Annotated in this window: 1 protein-coding gene; it reads right to left on the minus strand. The window is 70.2% G+C overall.

The genetic code is table 11. The features are described 5' to 3' along the window. Positions 1-3 precede the first annotated feature (3 nt). Positions 4-17907: a filamentous hemagglutinin N-terminal domain-containing protein gene (locus FBZ83_RS08205; RefSeq protein WP_145681976.1), complete on the minus strand. Its 17904-nt coding sequence runs from the start codon at positions 17905-17907 to the stop codon at positions 4-6. Positions 17908-17909: the final 2 nt, after the last annotated feature.

Here is a 17909-nt window from a genome sequence, read left to right on the forward strand (position 1 = left end):
GCCTCAGCGCGCCTCCTCCTCCTCCGTTTGCTGGTTGCCAGTGGCGGACGGCGCGGGGCCGGTGGTCAGGATCTCCGGCTGCGCGCCGGCGCCGGTGGTGGACGGGGTGGTTCCGGCGCCCGTGGACAGAACCTCCGGCTGGGCCCCCGCGCCGGTCAGGGTCGGGGGCGTGCCGGCCAGGGTGAGAACCTGCGGCGCGGCGTAGGCGGCCAGGGCGTTCGGCGTGAGCCCGGCGCGGGTCGTCGTGCCGGTGAACAGGCTGGTGACGCCGGGGGTGCTGGGAACCGGGACCACCACCACCACGGTGGCGGCGACCCGGCTGACCTGCTCCGTCGGACCCCAGGGGGTGTTGTTGATGAAGTACGGGGCGGCCCGCAGCGGGCTGTCGATCGCACTGGCGGCCAACGCGTCCGTCTTGCCGGCCACGTTGCCGAACATCCGGGCGGACCCGGCCTTGGGGACGGTCAGGCTCAGCACGTCGATCTTCTGCAAGGCGGTCCCGATCTCCTGTCCGATGAGCAGCGCCCCGCCGTCGGACGCCATGGTCAGCATGGTGGCCTTGCCCTGGAGCCCCGCCATGGTGATGGGGCCGCCCGCCGCGATGGACGCTTGGCCGTCCGGCAGGGACGCCACGGCGCCCAGCGTGATCGGGCCGGTCTTGGCCGTAATGCTGGCGGGCAGAACAATGCCCGATCCACCGGATTGGGTAAAGCCTCCCTCCGTGACAACCGTGGCATCACGACCAAAGGTCACGGTGCCCGCCGCATCCGTCGTGACCAGGGCCAGCGAGCCCGCGCTGTTCACCGCCGCGCCGAAGGTGAAGCCGGCGCCGGTCAGGCGAAGGCCGTCCGTCCCGGTGGCGGTCAACGCCTTGGCGAAGCGGCTCTCGCCGCCCGTCGTCTGGGTCAGCGAGCGCACGGTCACCGCGCCGTCGTAGAAGACGCCGCCCGAGGTCCGCACCGTGACATCGCCCATCAGGCCCGACGCGCCGATGTCGCCCGACGCCCGGATGGACGCCCCGTCCAGCGACAGCGCCGAACGGTTGGCGCTGTCGACGGTCCCGCCGAACACGAGGTCGCCGCCGGTGCTGGACAGCGCGCTGGCGGCGGCCACCGTCAGGGCACCGCCGAAGCGCTGCGCCCCGGTGGTGGTGATGGTGGCTCCGTCCAGACGGGTGCCGCCGCTGACGGCGATCTGCCGCAGGGCGCCGGTCTCGCCGAAGACCCCGGCCAGGACGGCGTCGCCCTCGACCGTCAGCCCCTGCCCTCCGGCGCTGGCGGCGCTGCCGCCGTTCAGCAGGGAGACGGTCCCGCCGGTCAGGACGGTGTCGGTCCCCAGCGTCACCGCGCCGCCGAAGCTCTGCTCCGCCACGGTGGTCACCGCGCCGCCGTTCAGGGCGGCGGTGCCGGTCACCGACAGGCGGCTCAGCGCCTGCGTGCCGCCGACCGCGCCGGTGATGACGGCGTTGCCGGCAATGGTGAGCCCCTGCCCGCCGCGGGTGGCCGCGTCGAGCCCGCCGGCCAGCACGACCGTGCCGCCGGTCAGACGGGTGTCGGTCCCGAGCACCGCCCGTTCCCCGTAGGTCTGGGTCCCGGTGGTGTCGACGGAACCGCCGTTCAGGGCCAGCGTGCCCGCCACATCGGTGACGACCGAGGCCGCGCGGACCGACTGGGCGAAGCGGGTCTGGCCGGCGCTGTTCACCGCCAGGGCGCCCAGCCGCTCGGTCCCGCCGACCGTTCCGGCGAAGACGGCGTCGCCGGTCCCGCTGGTGACGGTCAGGGCCTGCCCGCCGTCCAAGGTCCCGGCGAAGGTGATGCCGATGCCGGTCAGGACCGACGGGGCGCCGGCCAGACGGACCGCGCCACCGTAGGCCTGCGCCCCGCTGGTGACGGCGGTGGCACCGGTCAGCAGCGTCTCGCCGCCGACGGTCAGCGCGGCCAGCGCCTGCCGGGTGCCAAGGGTGCCGGTGAGCGCCGCGTTGCCGGCGATCGTCAGGCCCTGACGGCCCGCCTCCGCCGCGTCGATGCCGCCGGACAGCGACACCTGGGTGCCGGTCAGGACGGTGTCGGTCCCCAGCGTCACCGCATCGGCGTAGCTCTGCACACCGGTGGTGTCGACGCTGCCGCCGTTCAGGATGGTGATCCCGGTGGCGTCGGTCGCCAGCGAGGCCGCCTTCACCGCGCCGGTAACGGTGGTGGTGCCGCCGCCGTTGATCGCCAGCGCCCCCAGACGGCTGGTGCCACCGACGGCACCGCCGAGCAGGATGTCGCCGCTGCCGCTGGTCAGCGTCAGCGCCCGCCCGCCATCGACGGTGGAGGCGAGGACGATCCCGCCGGTGCCGGTGATCCGGCTGTCGCCACCCAGCGTCACCGCCTTCGCCGCCGTGAAGACCGTGCCGGCCTGATAGGCACCGTCCAGCGTCGCCGCGTCGTTGTAGGTCTGGGCGCCGCTGGTCGTCACCGCCTTGAGGCTGGTGGAGCCGTCGGCATCGGTGGTCAGGCTGGCGAGCGCCGTGGTGTTGCCCACCGCCGCGTTGAACTGCGTGGCGCCGCTGCCGTTGATGGTCAGCGCCTGGGCACCGTTGACCGTCCCGTTGAAGGTCACCGCGCCGCTGCCGGCATCGACCGTGGTGGTCCCCGCCAGCGTCACCGGCCCGGCGACGGTGAAGGCGCCGTTGCCGGTGGCGTAGCTGCCCATCAGGCTGGTTTCGCCGCCGTAGCTCTGGTCCCCCGCCGTGGTCACGTTGACGAGGCTGGTGTAGCCCGTGCCGGTGGTCAGGCTGGCCAGAGCCGTCGTGCCGCCCACCGCCGCGTTGAACACCATCGCCCCGGTCGAAGTCGCCGTCAGCGCCTGGGCGCCGTTGACCGTCCCATTGAAGGTGATCGTGCCGTAGCCCGCATCCACCGTCGTCGTCCCGGCCAGCGTCGTCGCACCGTTGAAGGTGATCGCGCTGTCGGCGGAGGTGTAGGTGCCGTTGAGCGTCACCGCGTCGTTGTAGGTCTGGGCGCCGCTGGTCGTCACCGACTTCAGGCTGGTGGAGCCGTCGGCGTCGGTGGTCAGGCTGGCGAGCGCCGTGGTGTTGCCGACCGCCGCGTTGAACTGCGTGGCGCCGCTGCCGTTGATGGTCAGAGCCTGGGCGCCGTTGACCGTCCCGTTGAAGATCACCGCGCCGCTGCCGGCATCGACCGTGGTGGTCCCCGCCAGCGTCACCGGCCCGGCGACGGTGAAGGCGCCGTTGCCGGTGGCGTAGCTGCCCATCAGGCTGGTTTCGCCGCCGTAGCTCTGGTCGCCCGCCGTGGTCACGTTGACGAGGCTGGTGTAGCCCGTGCCGGTGGTCAGGCTGGCCAGAGCCGTCGTGCCGCCCACCGCCGCGTTGAACACCATCGCCCCGGTCGAAGTCGCCGTCAGCGCCTGGGCGCCGTTGACCGTCCCATTGACCGTCCCGTTGAAGGTGATCGTGCCGTAGCCCGCATCCACCGTCGTCGCCCCACCCAGCGTCGTCGCACCGTTGAAGGTGATCGGGCTGTTGACCGAGGTGTAGGTGCCGTTGAGCGTGGTGGCGGCGTTGTGGGTCTGGGCACCCGTGGTGGCGACGTTGAGGAGGCTGACGGTGGCGCCGGCGTTGGTGGTCAGGCTGGCCAGAGCCATCGTGCCGCCCACAGCCGCGTTGAACTGCGCCGTGCCCGTCCCGGCGATGGTCAGCGCCTGGGCGCCGTTCACCGTGCCGTTGAAGGTCGCCGTCCCGGCGTTCACCGTCGTCGCCCCGCCCAGCGTCGCCGCCGCGTTGGTCGTGACGGTGCCGCCGGTGTAGGTGCCGTCCAGCGTGACCGTATTGTTGTAGGTCTGCGCGCCCGTCGTCGTCACCGACTTCAGGCTGGCGCTGCCGCTGTCGGTGGTCAGGCTGGCGAGCGCCGTCGTGCCGCCCACCGCGCCGCTGAACGTCGTTGTGCTCTTGTTGTTGACCGCCAGGGCATGGGCGCCGTCCACCGTGCCGGCGAACAGCACCGCCGAACCGCCGTACACCGTCGTGTCGCCGGCCAGCGACGCCGCACCGTTGACGGTGAAGGCATTGCCCGCGCTGTAGAGGCCGTGCAGCGTGACCGCGTCGTTGTAGGTCTGCACGCCCGTGGTGACCACGTTGCGCAGGCTCGTCGTCCCACCGGCGTCGGTGGTCAGGCTGGCGAGCGCCGTCGTACCGCCCACCGTGCCGGCGAACGTCGTCGTGCCCTTGCTGTTGATGACCAGGGACTGGGCGCCATCCACTGTACCGGCGAACAGCACGCTCGACCCGCCGTTCACCGTCGTGTCGCCGGCCAGGGTCGCCGCACCGTTGGCGGTGAAGCTGCCGCCCGTGTAGGTGCCGTCCAGAGTGACCGCGTCGTTGTAGGTCTGGGCACCCGTCGTCGTCACCGACTTCAGGCTGCTCGTACCGGTGGCGTCGGTGGTCAGGCTCGCCAGAGCGGTCGTGCCACCCACCGTGCCGCTGAACGTCGTCGTGCCCTTGCTGTTGATGACCAGGGACTGGGCGCCATCCACCGTACCGGCGAACAGCACCGAACCACCGTTCACCGTCGTGTCGCCGGCCAGGGTCGCCGCACCGTTGGCGGTGAAGCTGCCGCCGGTGTAGGTGCCGTCGAGCGTCACCGCATCGTTGTAGGTCTGGGCTCCCGTCGTCGTCACCGACTTCAGGCTGCTCGTGCCGGTGGCGTCGGTGGTCAGGCTCGCCAGAGCGGTCGTGCCACCCACCGTGCCGCTGAACGTCGTCGTGCTCTTGTTGTTGACCGCCAGGGCGTGGCCGCCGTCCACCGCGCCGGCGAACAGGACCGCCGAACCGCCGTTCACCGTCGTGTCGCCGGCCAGGGTCACCGCCCCGTTGGTGGTGAAGGCGCCGCCGGTGGTGTAGGTGCCGTTGAGCGTGGTGGCGGCGCCGTGGGTCTGGGCTCCCGTGGTGGCAACGTTGAGGAAGCTGACGGTGGCGCCCGCGTTGGTGGTCAGGCTGGCCAGAGCCGTCATGCCGCCCACCGCCGCGTTGAACTGCGCCGTGCCCGTCCCGGCGATGGTCAGCGCCTGGGCGCCGTTCACCGTGCCGTTGAAGGTCGCCGTCCCGGCGTTCACCGTCGTCGCCCCGCCCAGCGTCGTCGCCGCGTTGGTGGTGACGGTGCCGCCGGTGTAGGTGCCGTCCAGCGTCACCGCGTCGTTGTAGGTCTGGGCCCCCGACGTCGTCACCGACTTCAGGCTGCTCGTGCCGGCGGAGTCGGTGGTCAGGCTGGCGAGCGCCGTCGTGCCACCCACCGTGCCGGCGAACGTCGTCGTGCTCTTGTTGTTGACCGCCAGGGCGTAGCCGCCGTCCACCGTGCCGGCGAACAGGACCGCCGAACCGCCGTTCACCGTCGTGTCGCCGGCCAGGGTCGCCGCACCGTTGGCGGTGAAGGCGCCGCCGGTGGTGTAGGTGCCGTTCAGCGTCACCGCGTCGTTGTAGGTCTGGGCCCCCGTCGTCGTCACCGACTTCAGGCTGCTCGTGCCGCCCGCATCCGTCGTCAGGCTGGCGAGCGCCGTCATGCCGCCCACCGTACCGGTGAACTGGGTTGCGGCCTTGCTGTTGATGACCAGGGACTGGGCACCGTCCACCGTGCCGGCGAACAGAACCGCCCCGCCGTTCACCGTCGTCGCCCCGGCCAGCGTGGTCGCCGCGTTGGCGGTGAAGGCGCCGCTGCCGGTGCTGTAGGTGCCGTCGAGCGTCACCGCGTCGTTGTAGGTCTGCGCGCCGGTGGTCGTCACCGATTTCACGCTGCTGGTGCCGCCGGCGTCGGTGGTCAGGCTGGCCAGAGCCGTCGTGCCGCCCACCGTGCCATTGAACTGCGCCATACCCTTGTTGTTGACCGCCAGGGCATAGGCGCCGTCCACCGTGCTCATGAACACAACGCTCGACGTGCCGTCCACCGTCGTGTTGCCGGCCAGCGTCACCGCGCCGATGGCCGAGAAGACCGCACCGGTGGTGTAGGTACCATCCAGCGTCACCGTGCCGCTGTAGGTCTGGGCGCCGGTGGTCGTCACCGATTTCACGCTGCTGGTGCCGCCGGCGTCGATGGTCAGGGTCGTCAGCGCCGTCGTGCCGCCCACCGTGCCGGTGAACTGGGTCGCGCCGCTGCTGGTGATCACGAGCGAGTTGGCCCCGTTCACCGTGCCGCTGAACAGAACGTTTCCACTGCCCGAGTTCACCGTGGTGCCGCCCGCCAGCGTCGTCGCGCCGGTCACCGTGAAGGCGCCGTTTCCGGTGGCGTAGGCGCCCTGGAGGCTGGTCGCGCCGGTGTAGGTCTGCGCGCCCGCTGTCGTCACGGCGCGCAGGTCGATGGTCCCGGCGGTGGCCGACAGAGAGGAAAGGTTGCTGGCCGCTCCGCCCAGCGTCACGCCGCCCTGCGCCGCGTTCAGGGTCGCCCCGTAGCCGCCGCCGTTCAGCGTGCCGGTCACCGACAGGTCGCCGCCGGTCGCGGTCACCGTGCGGTTGGCGCCCGACAGGGTCAGGTTCCCGGTGACGGTCACCGACTTGCCGGAGAGCGCGCCGCCCAGCGTGGTGTTGCCGGTGTAGGTCTGCGTTCCCGTGGTGGTGACGGTGCCCAGGGCGATGGTGGTGCCCTGCACCGTCACGCTCGCCCGGGTGTCGTCCGGCCCCGTGCTGCTCACCGCCTTGGTCAGGGCAACCGCCCCGCCCGTGGAGACCAGCGAGATGGTGCCGCTGCCCCCGGCCGTGATGCCGGTGGTGGCGTTGCCGTCGCTGATGGCGCCGCTGGCGGTGACGGCGATGTCACCGTTGGTGGTGGAAAGGTTGCCCAGGTTGAAGCTGGTGCCGGCCAGATAGATTCCACCCGTCCCGGTCACCATCGCCGAGATGTTGGCGATGCCGCTGGTGAAGGCGGTGCTGCTGGTCCCGATCCCGGTGTTCGACGTCAGGTTCAGCGCGCCGCCGGTCAGGCTGGTGCCGTTGCCGGTCAGCAGGCTGCCGCCCGCCGCCGACAGGTTGATGGTTCCGTTCGTCCCGGCGTTGACCGTGCCGACCGTCAGGTCGCCCGTCGTCGCGGTCAGGCTGACCGTGCCGACGCCGGTCACCGAGGTCGCGGTCATGCCGGTGCTGCTGCTGGCGGTGACGGTGCCGTTGGCGCCGAGGGTCGCCGCCGTCAGCGTGCCGGTGTTGTTGACGGTCAGGTTCTTGCCGGAGCCGGTCAGGCTGGCGTCGATGGTGCCGACCGTGGTGTTGAGGGTGGTGTTGCCGCCGCTGGAGCCGCTGGCGAAGGTCAGCGAACCCGCGGTGATCGACAGCGAGCGCGGCGAGGCGCCCGCGGCCACCACGTCGGTGGCGCCCTTCAGAGTCAGCGCGCCCGTGCCGAGGTTGATCGCCGCGGTCGGCAGGGTCAGCACCCCGCCGGACTGCAGCAGCAGGTTGCCGCTGGTCATCGACAGGCCGGCGCTGGCGTCCAGGTTGCCGGCCGTGCGGATGTAGGCGGACCCGCCCGTCCCCAGGGTGACGAGGTTGTTGCCCAGTGTCAGGGCGGCGCTGTTGATGTTGTCGACCGAGATGACCGGTGTGGAGCCGTTGGCGGTCAGGCCGGTCAGGCTGGACACGTTCATCTTGATCGGCGTGCCGGCGCCGGTGGCGGCGTCGATCACCGTGCCGATGCTGCCGCCGGTGGCGGTCAGGCTGGCCGAGTGGCCGGTCACATGGGTGCCGTTGCCGCTGCCCAGGATGGAGCCGGCGGCGGTCAGCGCCACCGCTCCGCTGGTGGTGTTGGCCGACACCGACTGGACCGTCATCGTCCCGGCCGACCCGATGGTGACCGAGCCGCTGGAGGCGGTGGCCGAAGCGACGGCGACGCCGGCGGCGGTGTCGTCGGTCACGTAGACGCTGCCGGTGGCGCTCGCCAGGGTCAGGCCGCCGGTGGTGGTCTGGACGGACCGGCTGGAGGTGCCGACGCCCTTGCCGCCGGTCAGCGAGACCGAACCGCCGACGATCCGCGTCTCGGCAAGGCCGTCGTCATAGACGCCGCCCCCGGTGGAGCTGAGGGTGACCGCCCCGCTGCCGGCGTTGATGCCGCCGACGATGATGTCGGCGTCCACCGCGGTGGAGGCGATGGTGATCGCCCCGCCGCCGGTGCTGGCGCTGACCACCTGGAGGCGGTCGCCGGCCAGCACGTCGATCTTGCCGCCGGTCGTCGCGGCGTAGGCCAGCGCGGTGGCGCCGGTGGTGCTCAGATAGATGTCGCCCGACCCGCCGTTCGCCTGCACCTGGGCGCCGCCCACGCCGACGCGGGCGGAGGAGGTGCCGATGCCGGCCTTGGCGTTGAGCACCACGGTCTTGCCGGTGACCGCGGAGCCGCCGTTGGCGGCCAGGATCTTGCCGCCGTTGCCGGTGGCGCTCAGCGTCACCGACCCGTTGTTGGCGCCCGCCGTCACCGTCCCGGCGGTGATCGACCCTCCGGTCGAGGTCACGGCGATGGAGTTGCCCGCCGCGTCGGTGGCGATGGCGACGTTGGTCAGCGTGATGTTGCCGCTGCTCGTCACCACCACCGGGCCGTTCTGGACGGCGGCCGTCAGCCCGCCCGTCAGAGACCCGGCGATGTTGAGATAGACTCCGCCCGTGCCCGTGACGTTGGTGGTCAATGCCCCGGTGCTGGACGTCGTGACCTTGAACGCCGAATCCGCCGTTCCGATGCCGGTCCCCGCCGTCAGAGTGGCGCTGCCGGAGCCGAGGCTCAGGCTGGAGCCCCCGCTGAGGATCCGGCCGGCCGTCGCCGTCAGGGTCAGCGCCTTGCTGCTGTCGTAGGAGAGGTTGGAGACGGTCAGGTCGCCGGCCGCCGCGATCACCGTCAGGGCGCCGCCCGTGGTGATCGAGCTGAGGTTCAGCCCCGCCGCGTTCTTGACGAACAGGCCGCCCGAGCCGCTGCTGGCGGTCAGGCTGGACACGTTCATGCCCAGCGCCGTTGCGCTGGTGCCGATGGAACTGCTGTTGCCCTGCTCGTTGGTCTTTTTCTGGGCGTCCAGCTTCAGCGAGCCGGCGGTGATGGTGGAGCTGTTGTTCACCGCCGTGATGCTGCCGGCGGTCGCGCTGTTGCCCGTCGCCGTCAGGCTGACCGTGCTGGAGGCGCCCGTGTTCACCGTGCCGATGGCGATGGCCCCCGGAGCCTTGAAGGTGAAGTCCAGGCCGGTGCTGTCGGTCAGCGTGGTAAAGGTGGTAACGCCGCCGCTGTCCGTGACGTTCCAGTTCAAGTTCGTCGCCGTCAGGCTCATCGTGCCGGCCGTGGCGGTTCCGGTGGACGGCGTGCGGTCAATGGTCAGCTTGGCGAGGTCGAGTGTGTCGGCGACCTTGAAGGTGCCGGGCGTCTTGATCGTCAGATCGGTCGTCGCGACGTTGAGCGTCGAGCCCGTGGCGGCGATGCCGCCATTGATCGCGGACAGCTCGACGCTGCCGCCGGACACCAGATTGCCGTTGCTGGCGTCGATGCTGCCGTCGCCGCTGGTCAGCGACACCGACCCGGTCGTGGTGATGGTGCCGGCGGTCAGCAGGCCGGCCCCCGTGGAACCGGTGGACAGCTTGATCGCACCACCGCCGGTGCTCACCACCGACTGGGCGATCAGGCTCTTGCTTTCCGACACCGCGATGCTGCCGGCGGCGCTTGCGGTCAGCGTGGTGCTGGTGGAATTGGCCTGTGTCGCAATGGCGGTGACGTTGCCGATGGACCCGGTCGCCGTCAGGTTCACCAGATTGCTGCCGCTGATCGTGCCGCTGAGGATCGAACCGCCCTGGTTGTTGATGTACGCGTTGGCGCCGTTCATGGAGATGGAGCCGAGCGCGATGTCGCCGATGGAGTTGTTCAGGGTCAGCGCACCGCCCATGACCATCTCGTCGATGTACGTCGAGCCGCGCAGGTTGATCACCGCGCCGTCGTTGGCCTTCACCGTCAGGTTGCCGGCGGTGACCGCGATGAACTCGCCCCCGGTCTTGCCCACCGCGCCGGAAGAGGCGGTCAGGCTCGCGATGCCGGCGTTGATCTTCAGCGTGGAATGGCCGACCCCGACGATCCCGGGCGCCGCGTTCAGGGTGAGCGTCCCGGTCTTGCCGACGTCCAGGCCGCCGATGGACAGCTTGCGATGGCTGTCGAAGGAGAAGCGCACGCCGTCGGCGTCGTTCAGCGAGACCAGCACCGCCTGTGCGCTGCTCTCCATGCCGCTCAGCGCGATGGCCGCGCCCGCCCTGTTCACCGAGGTCAGGCTGTAGGTGCGGTCGTTGATGGTCGACAGGGCGCTCTTGATCTTGAGCGTGCCGATGCGGGTGTCGGATTCGACGTAGAGATCGCCCTTCACGTTGAAGGTCGCCGACGACGCCGACAGGTGGATGTTGTTGCTGGAGGAGCCGATGCCGCCGCCGCTGCTCAGGGTCGCGGTGCCCGCGGTGATGCGGTTGGCCGGGTTGCCGGCGTTCGCCGAGGCGGCGCCGGTGATGGCGCCTGCGCTGGTCAGGTCGACGGTGCCCCAGTTCTGCACGTTGAGCGTGCCGATGGACAGCGCGTGCTGGGTGTTCAGCTTGAAGGCGAGACCGGTGGTGTCGGTCAGATTGGACAGCGTGGTGGTGGTGCCGTCGTCCGTCATGGTGAAGACGAGCTGCGGCGCGGTGATCTGGTAGGTGCCGGCGCCGGTCGTCCGCGAGCTGGTCAGCGACAGGCCGGTCAGGTCCTTGCCGTTGTCCACGAAGGCGTCGGTCGCCGTGGTCAGCGCCAGCGTGTCGGCCAGCGTCGCGATGTGGTTGGAGGATGATCCCGCCTGACCAATGCCGCCGGTCGCGGTGAGGGTGACCGTGCCGGCGGTCACCATCGAGCTGCCGTTGCTGAGGATGTCCTTGCCGGTGCCGGTGGTCTCAATGGTCACATTGCGGGCGAGTCCGCCGTTGATCGTTCCCAGCGCGACGCTGTTGTCGCTCTTGAACGAGAAGTCGAGGCCGCTCGCGTCCACGACGTTGCCGAGGGTGTACTGGCTGCCGGTGTTGGTGTCGGTCAGTGCGAAGGTCAGCGCCTCCGACCGGATGTCGTAGACGTTCTGCGCGCCGGTCGAGGCGTGCCGGACATCCAGGCTGAGGGCGTGCAGGTCGGCGCTGTTCGTCAGATAGACATTGCGCCCGGCGGTCACCTGCAGGGTCCGCGTCTCGGTCAGCAACGGCGTGCCGGACGCCCCGATGGAGCCCCCTTCGACCGTCAGCGTCACCCTGTCCGCGCTCAGCGGCTTGGTTCCGGACTGCAGCAGCGACCCGTTGCTGGTCACCTTGATGTCCGCCGAGGAACCGGCCTTCACATCCTTCAGCGTCAGGGTGCCGGTGTTGCTGAGCGTCAGCGACCCCGTCAGATTGGCCGACAGCGTGCCGACCTGGGTGGTGAAGTACGAGCCGCTGCCGTTGGTGTGGCCGACGCTGGTCGCCTTCAGCGTCAGGCTGCCCGCGGTGATCGCAGCGCCGCTGCTGTTCGAGGCGTTGATGGCGGACGTGCCGGCATTGGCCGTCAGGTCGACGGTGCCGCTGTTCCCGACATCGATCTTGGCGATCCGCAGGGCCTTGTCGTTGCTGATGTTCAGCTTCAGCCCGCTCTGGGTGACGTTCGTCACCGTCAGGCCTTCCTGGGTCGTCGCATCGCTGAAGGACGCGGTCAGGCCGGTCGAGCTGATGGAATAGGTGTTGGTGCCGCCGCCGGACTTGTTGTGCCGGAAGTCCAGCGTCAGATCGGTCAGGGTCGTGTTGTTGCTGACCGCCACGTTGCCGCCCGACGCGATGGACAGCTTCTGCGTGCTGGTCTGCACCTGGTTGGTGCCGCCGACGTTGCCGCTGCCGCCGGTCGCGGTCAGGGAGACCGAGCCCGCCGTGATCGTGCCCGACCCGTTGATCGACGGCCCCCCCGACGCGCCCGAGGCCGACCCGGTGGAGATCAGCGCCACCGATCCGGTGGAGCTGGTGCCGGCGTCGATGGTGCCGGCCACAATGCCGCGATCCACGCTGTAGCGCAGATTCATGCTGCCATTGCTCGGCGTGGACAGGGCCAGCGTCTGGATGCCGTTGGCTTCCGTCACCGTGAAGCTGCGGTTCGAGCCGAGGGCGTTGAACTGATAGGTGCCCGTAGCGGTGGACGTCTTGTGCGTGACGGTGACATCCAGCGCGGTCAGCGCGGTGTTGCTGTTGTTGATGTAGAGGTCGCCGTTGCTCACCAGGGTCAGCGAGGAGGCGGAGGTCTTCACCGCCCGCGTGCTGGTGCCGATGGAGCCGCCGTTGGTGCCGGTGCCGTTGGCCGACAGGGTGACGGAGGACGCCGCGATGGCCCCGCCACCCGACATGGTGATCGTGGAGTTCTCCCCGCCGCCCGCCGTCGTCAGGCTGACCGAGCCGCCGGTGGCGACGATCTCGGAAACCACGATGTGCTTCTTGCCGGAGAAGCTGAAGTTGCTGTTGCCCGCACCCGTGATGTCGATCGTGTTCGTGGTGCCGTTGTCGGCCAGCGAGTAGATCTGGGAACCGGTGCTGCCGATCGAGAAGGTGCTCGCGGTCGAAGAGCTGACAGTGCTGTTCGTGCTGGCGATCGCCAGGCTGTTGAAGGCACGCCCGTTGTTGTCGACGTAAATGTTCCGCCCGGCGGTCAGCGACAGGTCGCCGGTGTCGAGGTTGATGGCCCCGTAGAGGGTCGAATCGCCGATGGAGGAGCTGGTTCCCGCCTCCAGCGACACCTTGCCGGCGGTGATCTTGCTGCCGTTGCCGGTGTTGGTGACGCCGCTGGACGAGACGATGGCGACGCTGCCGCCGGACCCGACGTTGACGGTGCCGACCTTGACCGCGCGCGACGAATTGAAGGCGAAGTTCAGCGCCGTGCTGCTGGTGACCGTCTGGATCGTGGACTGCGACGAGCTGTCCGACAGGGTGAAGACCTGCCCGTTGACCGTGGTGATCCCGATCGTGCCGCCGGAGTAGGAGCCGCGCGTCAGCGTCAGGTCGGTCAACGCCATCGTGTTGGTGATGCCGATGGACCCGCCCGTCGTGACCGACAGGTTCGCCGTCGCCAGGTTCAGCGCGCTGGTGCTGCCGACGCCTCCGTTGGCGCTCAGGATGACCTTGCCGGCGGCGATGAGCGTCGCGCTGTTCGAATCGTCCTGGATGTTGCCGTTGGTGTTCGTCAGCGTGACCGTTCCGGTGCCGCTGTTGGCGTTGACCGATCCGACGGTCATGGTTCCGCTGGACTGCGTGACGCTGATGTCGCCGCCCGCCGTCAGGCTGTTCAGCGCGACCGCGTTCCCGCCCGTCAGGCCGAGCCACAGGGAGCCGCCGGCATTGGCCACCACCGTACCGCCCCTGACGGTGAGGGCGTTGGACGCGGAGCCGATGTCCTTCCCGGCGGTGAGGGTCACCGTTCCGGTGTCGCCACCACGCAATGTGGCGCTGTTCGGGTTCAGGATCGACCCGTGGGTCGCTGTCACCGTGATGTCGCTGCTGGCGCTGGACGAGAAGCCGGAGCCGAAGGCGATGTCGCCCCAGGTCGCCGTCACCACGATGGGGTTATTGGCGGCGCTGAAGAAGCGGCTGCCCAGCGTGACGAGGTTCTTCTGGTTGCTGACGCCCGTCGAGGTCGGCAAGGTGACGTAAATGCCGCCGTCCGACGCACGGGCGTTCAGGACGGGGGTGACGACGTCGAGATATTCGGTGCCCGTGCCGCTGCCGATGGCCTTGCTGGCGACCAGATTGACCGAGCCGGCCAGAACCACCGTGGTCTTCGAGCCGTCGTCCAGGATGGAGCCGTTCGTCGTCTCGGCGTTGAAGATGCTGTAGGTTTCGCTGGGCGAAGGCGTGCCGTTGTCGGGAAGGACGCCGTTCTTGTAGGTCAGATCGACCCGGCCCAGCCGGATGTCGCGGTCACCCTTGAAGGAGAAGATCTGGCCGGTGGTGTCGACCAGCGTGCGCAGCAGATAGCCGTTGGTGGCGTCGTCGGTCAGGTCGAAGATGAAGTTCGGCGCGGTGATCGTGTAGCCGTTCACCACCGTCGTGTCGGCATGGGTGCTGGTGACGGTCAGCTCCGCCATGTCGGACAGGTTGGTGACGTGCAGGTCGCCGCCGGTGGTCAGCGTCAGCTTCGTGGCGTTGAGCCCCAGCGGAGCGGAGACGTCGCCCAGGCTGCCCGACGCGGCGCTCAGCGTCACGGTGTCGGCGTCGATCCGCGTGTTCACGCTGCCGTCGTCGCGGATGCTGCCGGTGGTGGAGGTCAGCGTGACCTTGCCGCCCACCCCCACCGTGGCCAGATCGCCGACGATCAGGTCGATGTCGCTGTTGAAGCTGAGGGTCGACAGCTTCGGGCTGCCGATCGCTTCCAGAATGGTCGCGGTGCCGTTGTCGCCGACCACGAAGTTGAAGTATTCGGAGGTCAGGTCCAGCGCGTTGGCGGCCCCGCCGACATGGCGGTTGGTGATCGCCAGGCCGGTCAGGATCACACCGCTGTTGTCGAGATACAGATCCCCGACGTTGCTCAGCGTCAGAGACCCCGTCGAGGTGCGCAGATGGGTGGCGGAGCTGCCGATGGCCCCGTCCGTGGTCAGGCTGATGATGCCGGCGGACAGCCGGTTGCCGGCGTCCTTGCCCAGGATCGCGCCGCCGGTCGCCGTCACGGAGATCCCGCCGGAGTTCGACGCCTTGATGGTTCCCAGCGTGGCGGCGCCGCCGGTGACGGTGAGCGAGACCGACGTGCCGGTGGAGGTGATGTTGTCCACGGTCACGGCGCCGGTCTGCATGACCGTGACGTTGCCCGCGTTGTTGGTGACCGTCAGCCGCTTCGCCGCGGTGTTCACCGTCACGGCGGAGGTGTTGCCCCCGGCGGCGAGGGTGACGTTGTCGCCGGTGATCGTGCCGGACAGGGCGGAGATGCTGCCGTTGGCGGTCGTGAGGGTGACGTCGCCGTTGGCCCCGGCATTGACCGTGGTCGCGGTGATGTCCGACGCCGCGCCGTTCGCCGTGACGGCGATGGTGCTGGTTCCGTTGGCGCTGGTGATCGTCCCGATGGCGGTGGTGCCGCCGGTGGTGATGGCGACGTCGCCGTTGGTCGAGACGATGGAGCCCAGCACCGCCGAACCCGACGTCGTCAGGAAGACGCCGCCCGCGCCGGAGGTGGCGTCGATGTTGTAGGAGCTGGCGGTCAGGGCCGTGCCGCTGGTGCCGACGCTGCCGGCGGCGTTCAGGACCAGGCTGTAGGAGCTGATGGTGGTCGAGGCGTCGGCGTCGTTCAGGATGCTGCCGCCGCTGCTGGTCAGGGTCAGCGTGTTGCTGCCGACGGACACCGCGCCGACCGTCAGGTCGCCGGAGGCGGTCACGAAGGTGCCGCCGCTGGTGGTCACGCTGGTCAGCGCCAGAGCCCCGGCGTTCGACAGATGCAGGCCGCCGCTGCCGGCCGTGGCCGTCAGGCTGGCGCCGGCGGTGTTCAGCGCCTGCAGCGACGTGCCGATGCCGCCGTTGCTGCCCGACGAGCCTTTGGCCGTCAGCGTCAGCGCGCCGCCGGTCAGCAGGCTCGCGCCCGTGCCGGTGATGTTGCCGGCGGTGCTGGCCAGCGCGACGGCCCCCGTTCCGGCGCTGACCGTGCCGACCTGGATGTTGCGGTCGCTGGTGAAGGCGAAGCTGTTCAGGCCGCCGGTCTGGCCGACCGTGTCGAGCGCGGTGGTGCCGGCCGAATCGGTGACGGTGAAGGTCAGGCCCGTGGAGGCCACGAAGAACTGGCTGTCGACCCCGGCCGCCCGGTGCGTGCTGGTGACGGAGAGGTCGGTCAGCGTCCGGTCGTTGGTGACGAACAGGTTGCCGCCGGTGACCAGGGAGAGCTGGGTGCTGCTGGTCGACACCGCCGCGCCGGTGGCGCCGATGTCGCCGCCGGCGGTCAGGGTGACCGGGCCGCCGACGATCCGGCCGGCGTCCAGCGCGCTCAGCGAGCCGCTCTCGGCCTTGACGGAGACCGCGCCGGCGGCGCCCGAGGCCGGCGTGGTGTCGATCAGGTTGGCGAGCTGGACGTTGTTGGTGGCCGTCAGCCGCACCGCGCCGCCGCGGGTCGTCAGCTTCCCGATGTTGGTCAGGTTGCTGGCCATGCCGTTGGCTTCCAGCACGATGTCGCCGCCGTTGGTGCGGATCTCGTAGCTGGCGTCGGTGAAGGCGATACCGCTGGAGGTCAGCGACCGCAGGGTGAAGCTGTGGCCCGTCGTGGTCTGGAGGTCGAGGCTGGTCTCCACCGTGATGAGGCCCGACGCCTCCAGCACGATGTTCGCATTGCCGGCGATGCTCTCCAGCACCTGCTTCGACACCGTGTTGACGTTGTCGCCGGTGCCCTGGTTGGGGTCGTTGACGCCGATCGTGCCGTCCGCCGCGGCGCCGTTCTGGCTGCCCCCGGCGGAGCTGACGATGCGCAGGCTTTCCGGGTCGAGCAGGAAGGTGCCGGCCGCACCCTTGGGTGCTGTCAGGTCGACGCTGCCGGTCAGCGTGATGTCCTTGTGGCTGGACACCTCGGCGAAGCCGCCGTCGCCACCCTCGGCGCCGCCCCGGGCGGAGATTTTACCGGCGTGCCTTGTGCTTTTCTGCGACAGCACCGTCACGCTGCCGCCCTTGCCGGACTTCACGGCATCGGCGGACAGGGTGGCACCGGCCTCGACCGTCGCCTTGTCCGACCAGGTGCCGGAGCGGCCCGTCTTGCTGCCGATGGCGACCTCGCCGCCGCCCTTGCTGCCGGAGGCGTCGACGCGGGCGTTCTTCTTGACGACGATCTCGGCACCGGTGGCGACGACGGTGCCGCCGGTCTGCCCCTCCCCGCGCCCGCTGGCGTCGACGGTGCCGCCGATGGTGACCTTGCCGCTGTCGCCGCCCGACAGGACGATCTTGCCGTTGGCGCTGCCGACCGAGGTGGCCTTGATGACGCCGTCGGTGTTGATGACGTTGTCGATCACGCCCTTCACGGCGCGCGCCGACAGTGTGACGCTGCCGCCCTCGGCGGCGATCTCGCCGGAATTGACGACCAGCGCCGCGACCGGCTTGCCGTCCGCGTCCTTCGCCACCGTCTTGACGGCGGAGCTGGCGTCGAAGCTGATCAGCCCGTCGCCGTGGAAGTCGAGCGTGAAGGTCTCGGCGCCGCCCAGCGCGACCTTGCCCAGCTTGGCGCGGATGACGCCGGAGTTGCGGACGTGCGGGGCCACCAGGGCGGCCAGGCCGCTGTCCTTGACGGTGATGTCGCCCTCGTTCACCACCATGGCGTTCGGCTTGGTGGAGGCTTGGTCGAACTGGTACTTGCCCGCCATGAAGTTGGCGTCGGAGATGTTGGCGGTGGTCGCCACCAGCCCGCCGACGTCCACCTTCGCCCCGGCGCCGATCACCACGCCGTTGGGGTTGACCAGCATGACCGTGCCGTTGGCCGACAGGCTGCCCATGATCTTGGACGGGTCGGCGCCGGTGACCCGGTTCAGCGTGACGCTGGCGGCCGAGGGCTGCTGGAAGGTGACCTTCTCACCGGCGTCGATGCTGAAGGACTTCCAGTTGATGATGGCTTTGTCGGTGGACTGCAGGATCTCCATCGACTTCGGGGTCGACGACTGGATGGTCGCAGCACCCGCGGTGACGGTGCCCTCCAGCGGGTTGGCGTAGGCCGCGCCCGCGAACAGGGTGGACAGCGCCACGCCGATCACGCTGCGCAGCGCCAGCCGCGCGAAGTCGATGCCGCCCCGGGCCTTCGCCGCGCGGCGCTGGCGCCGGGTGCCGCCGCCGCGCTGCGGCGCCTCCGTCGCGGACGACAGCAGCAGCCGCTGGCGCAGCGTCTGGCGGTGACGGCGCGCGCCGGGGATCTCGGTGAAGCCGGAGGTGGTGGTGACGTTGCCCTTGCCCATGT

The sequence above is a fragment of the Azospirillum brasilense genome (assembly GCF_007827815.1).
Lineage (GTDB): Bacteria > Pseudomonadota > Alphaproteobacteria > Azospirillales > Azospirillaceae > Azospirillum > Azospirillum brasilense_C.

Bases quoted from the DNA above. Each gene is read 5' to 3' on its own strand.
- FBZ83_RS08205 (WP_145681976.1), bottom strand. From the start codon at position 17,907: ATGGGCAAGGGCAACGTCACCACCACCTCCGGCTTCACCGAGATCCCC.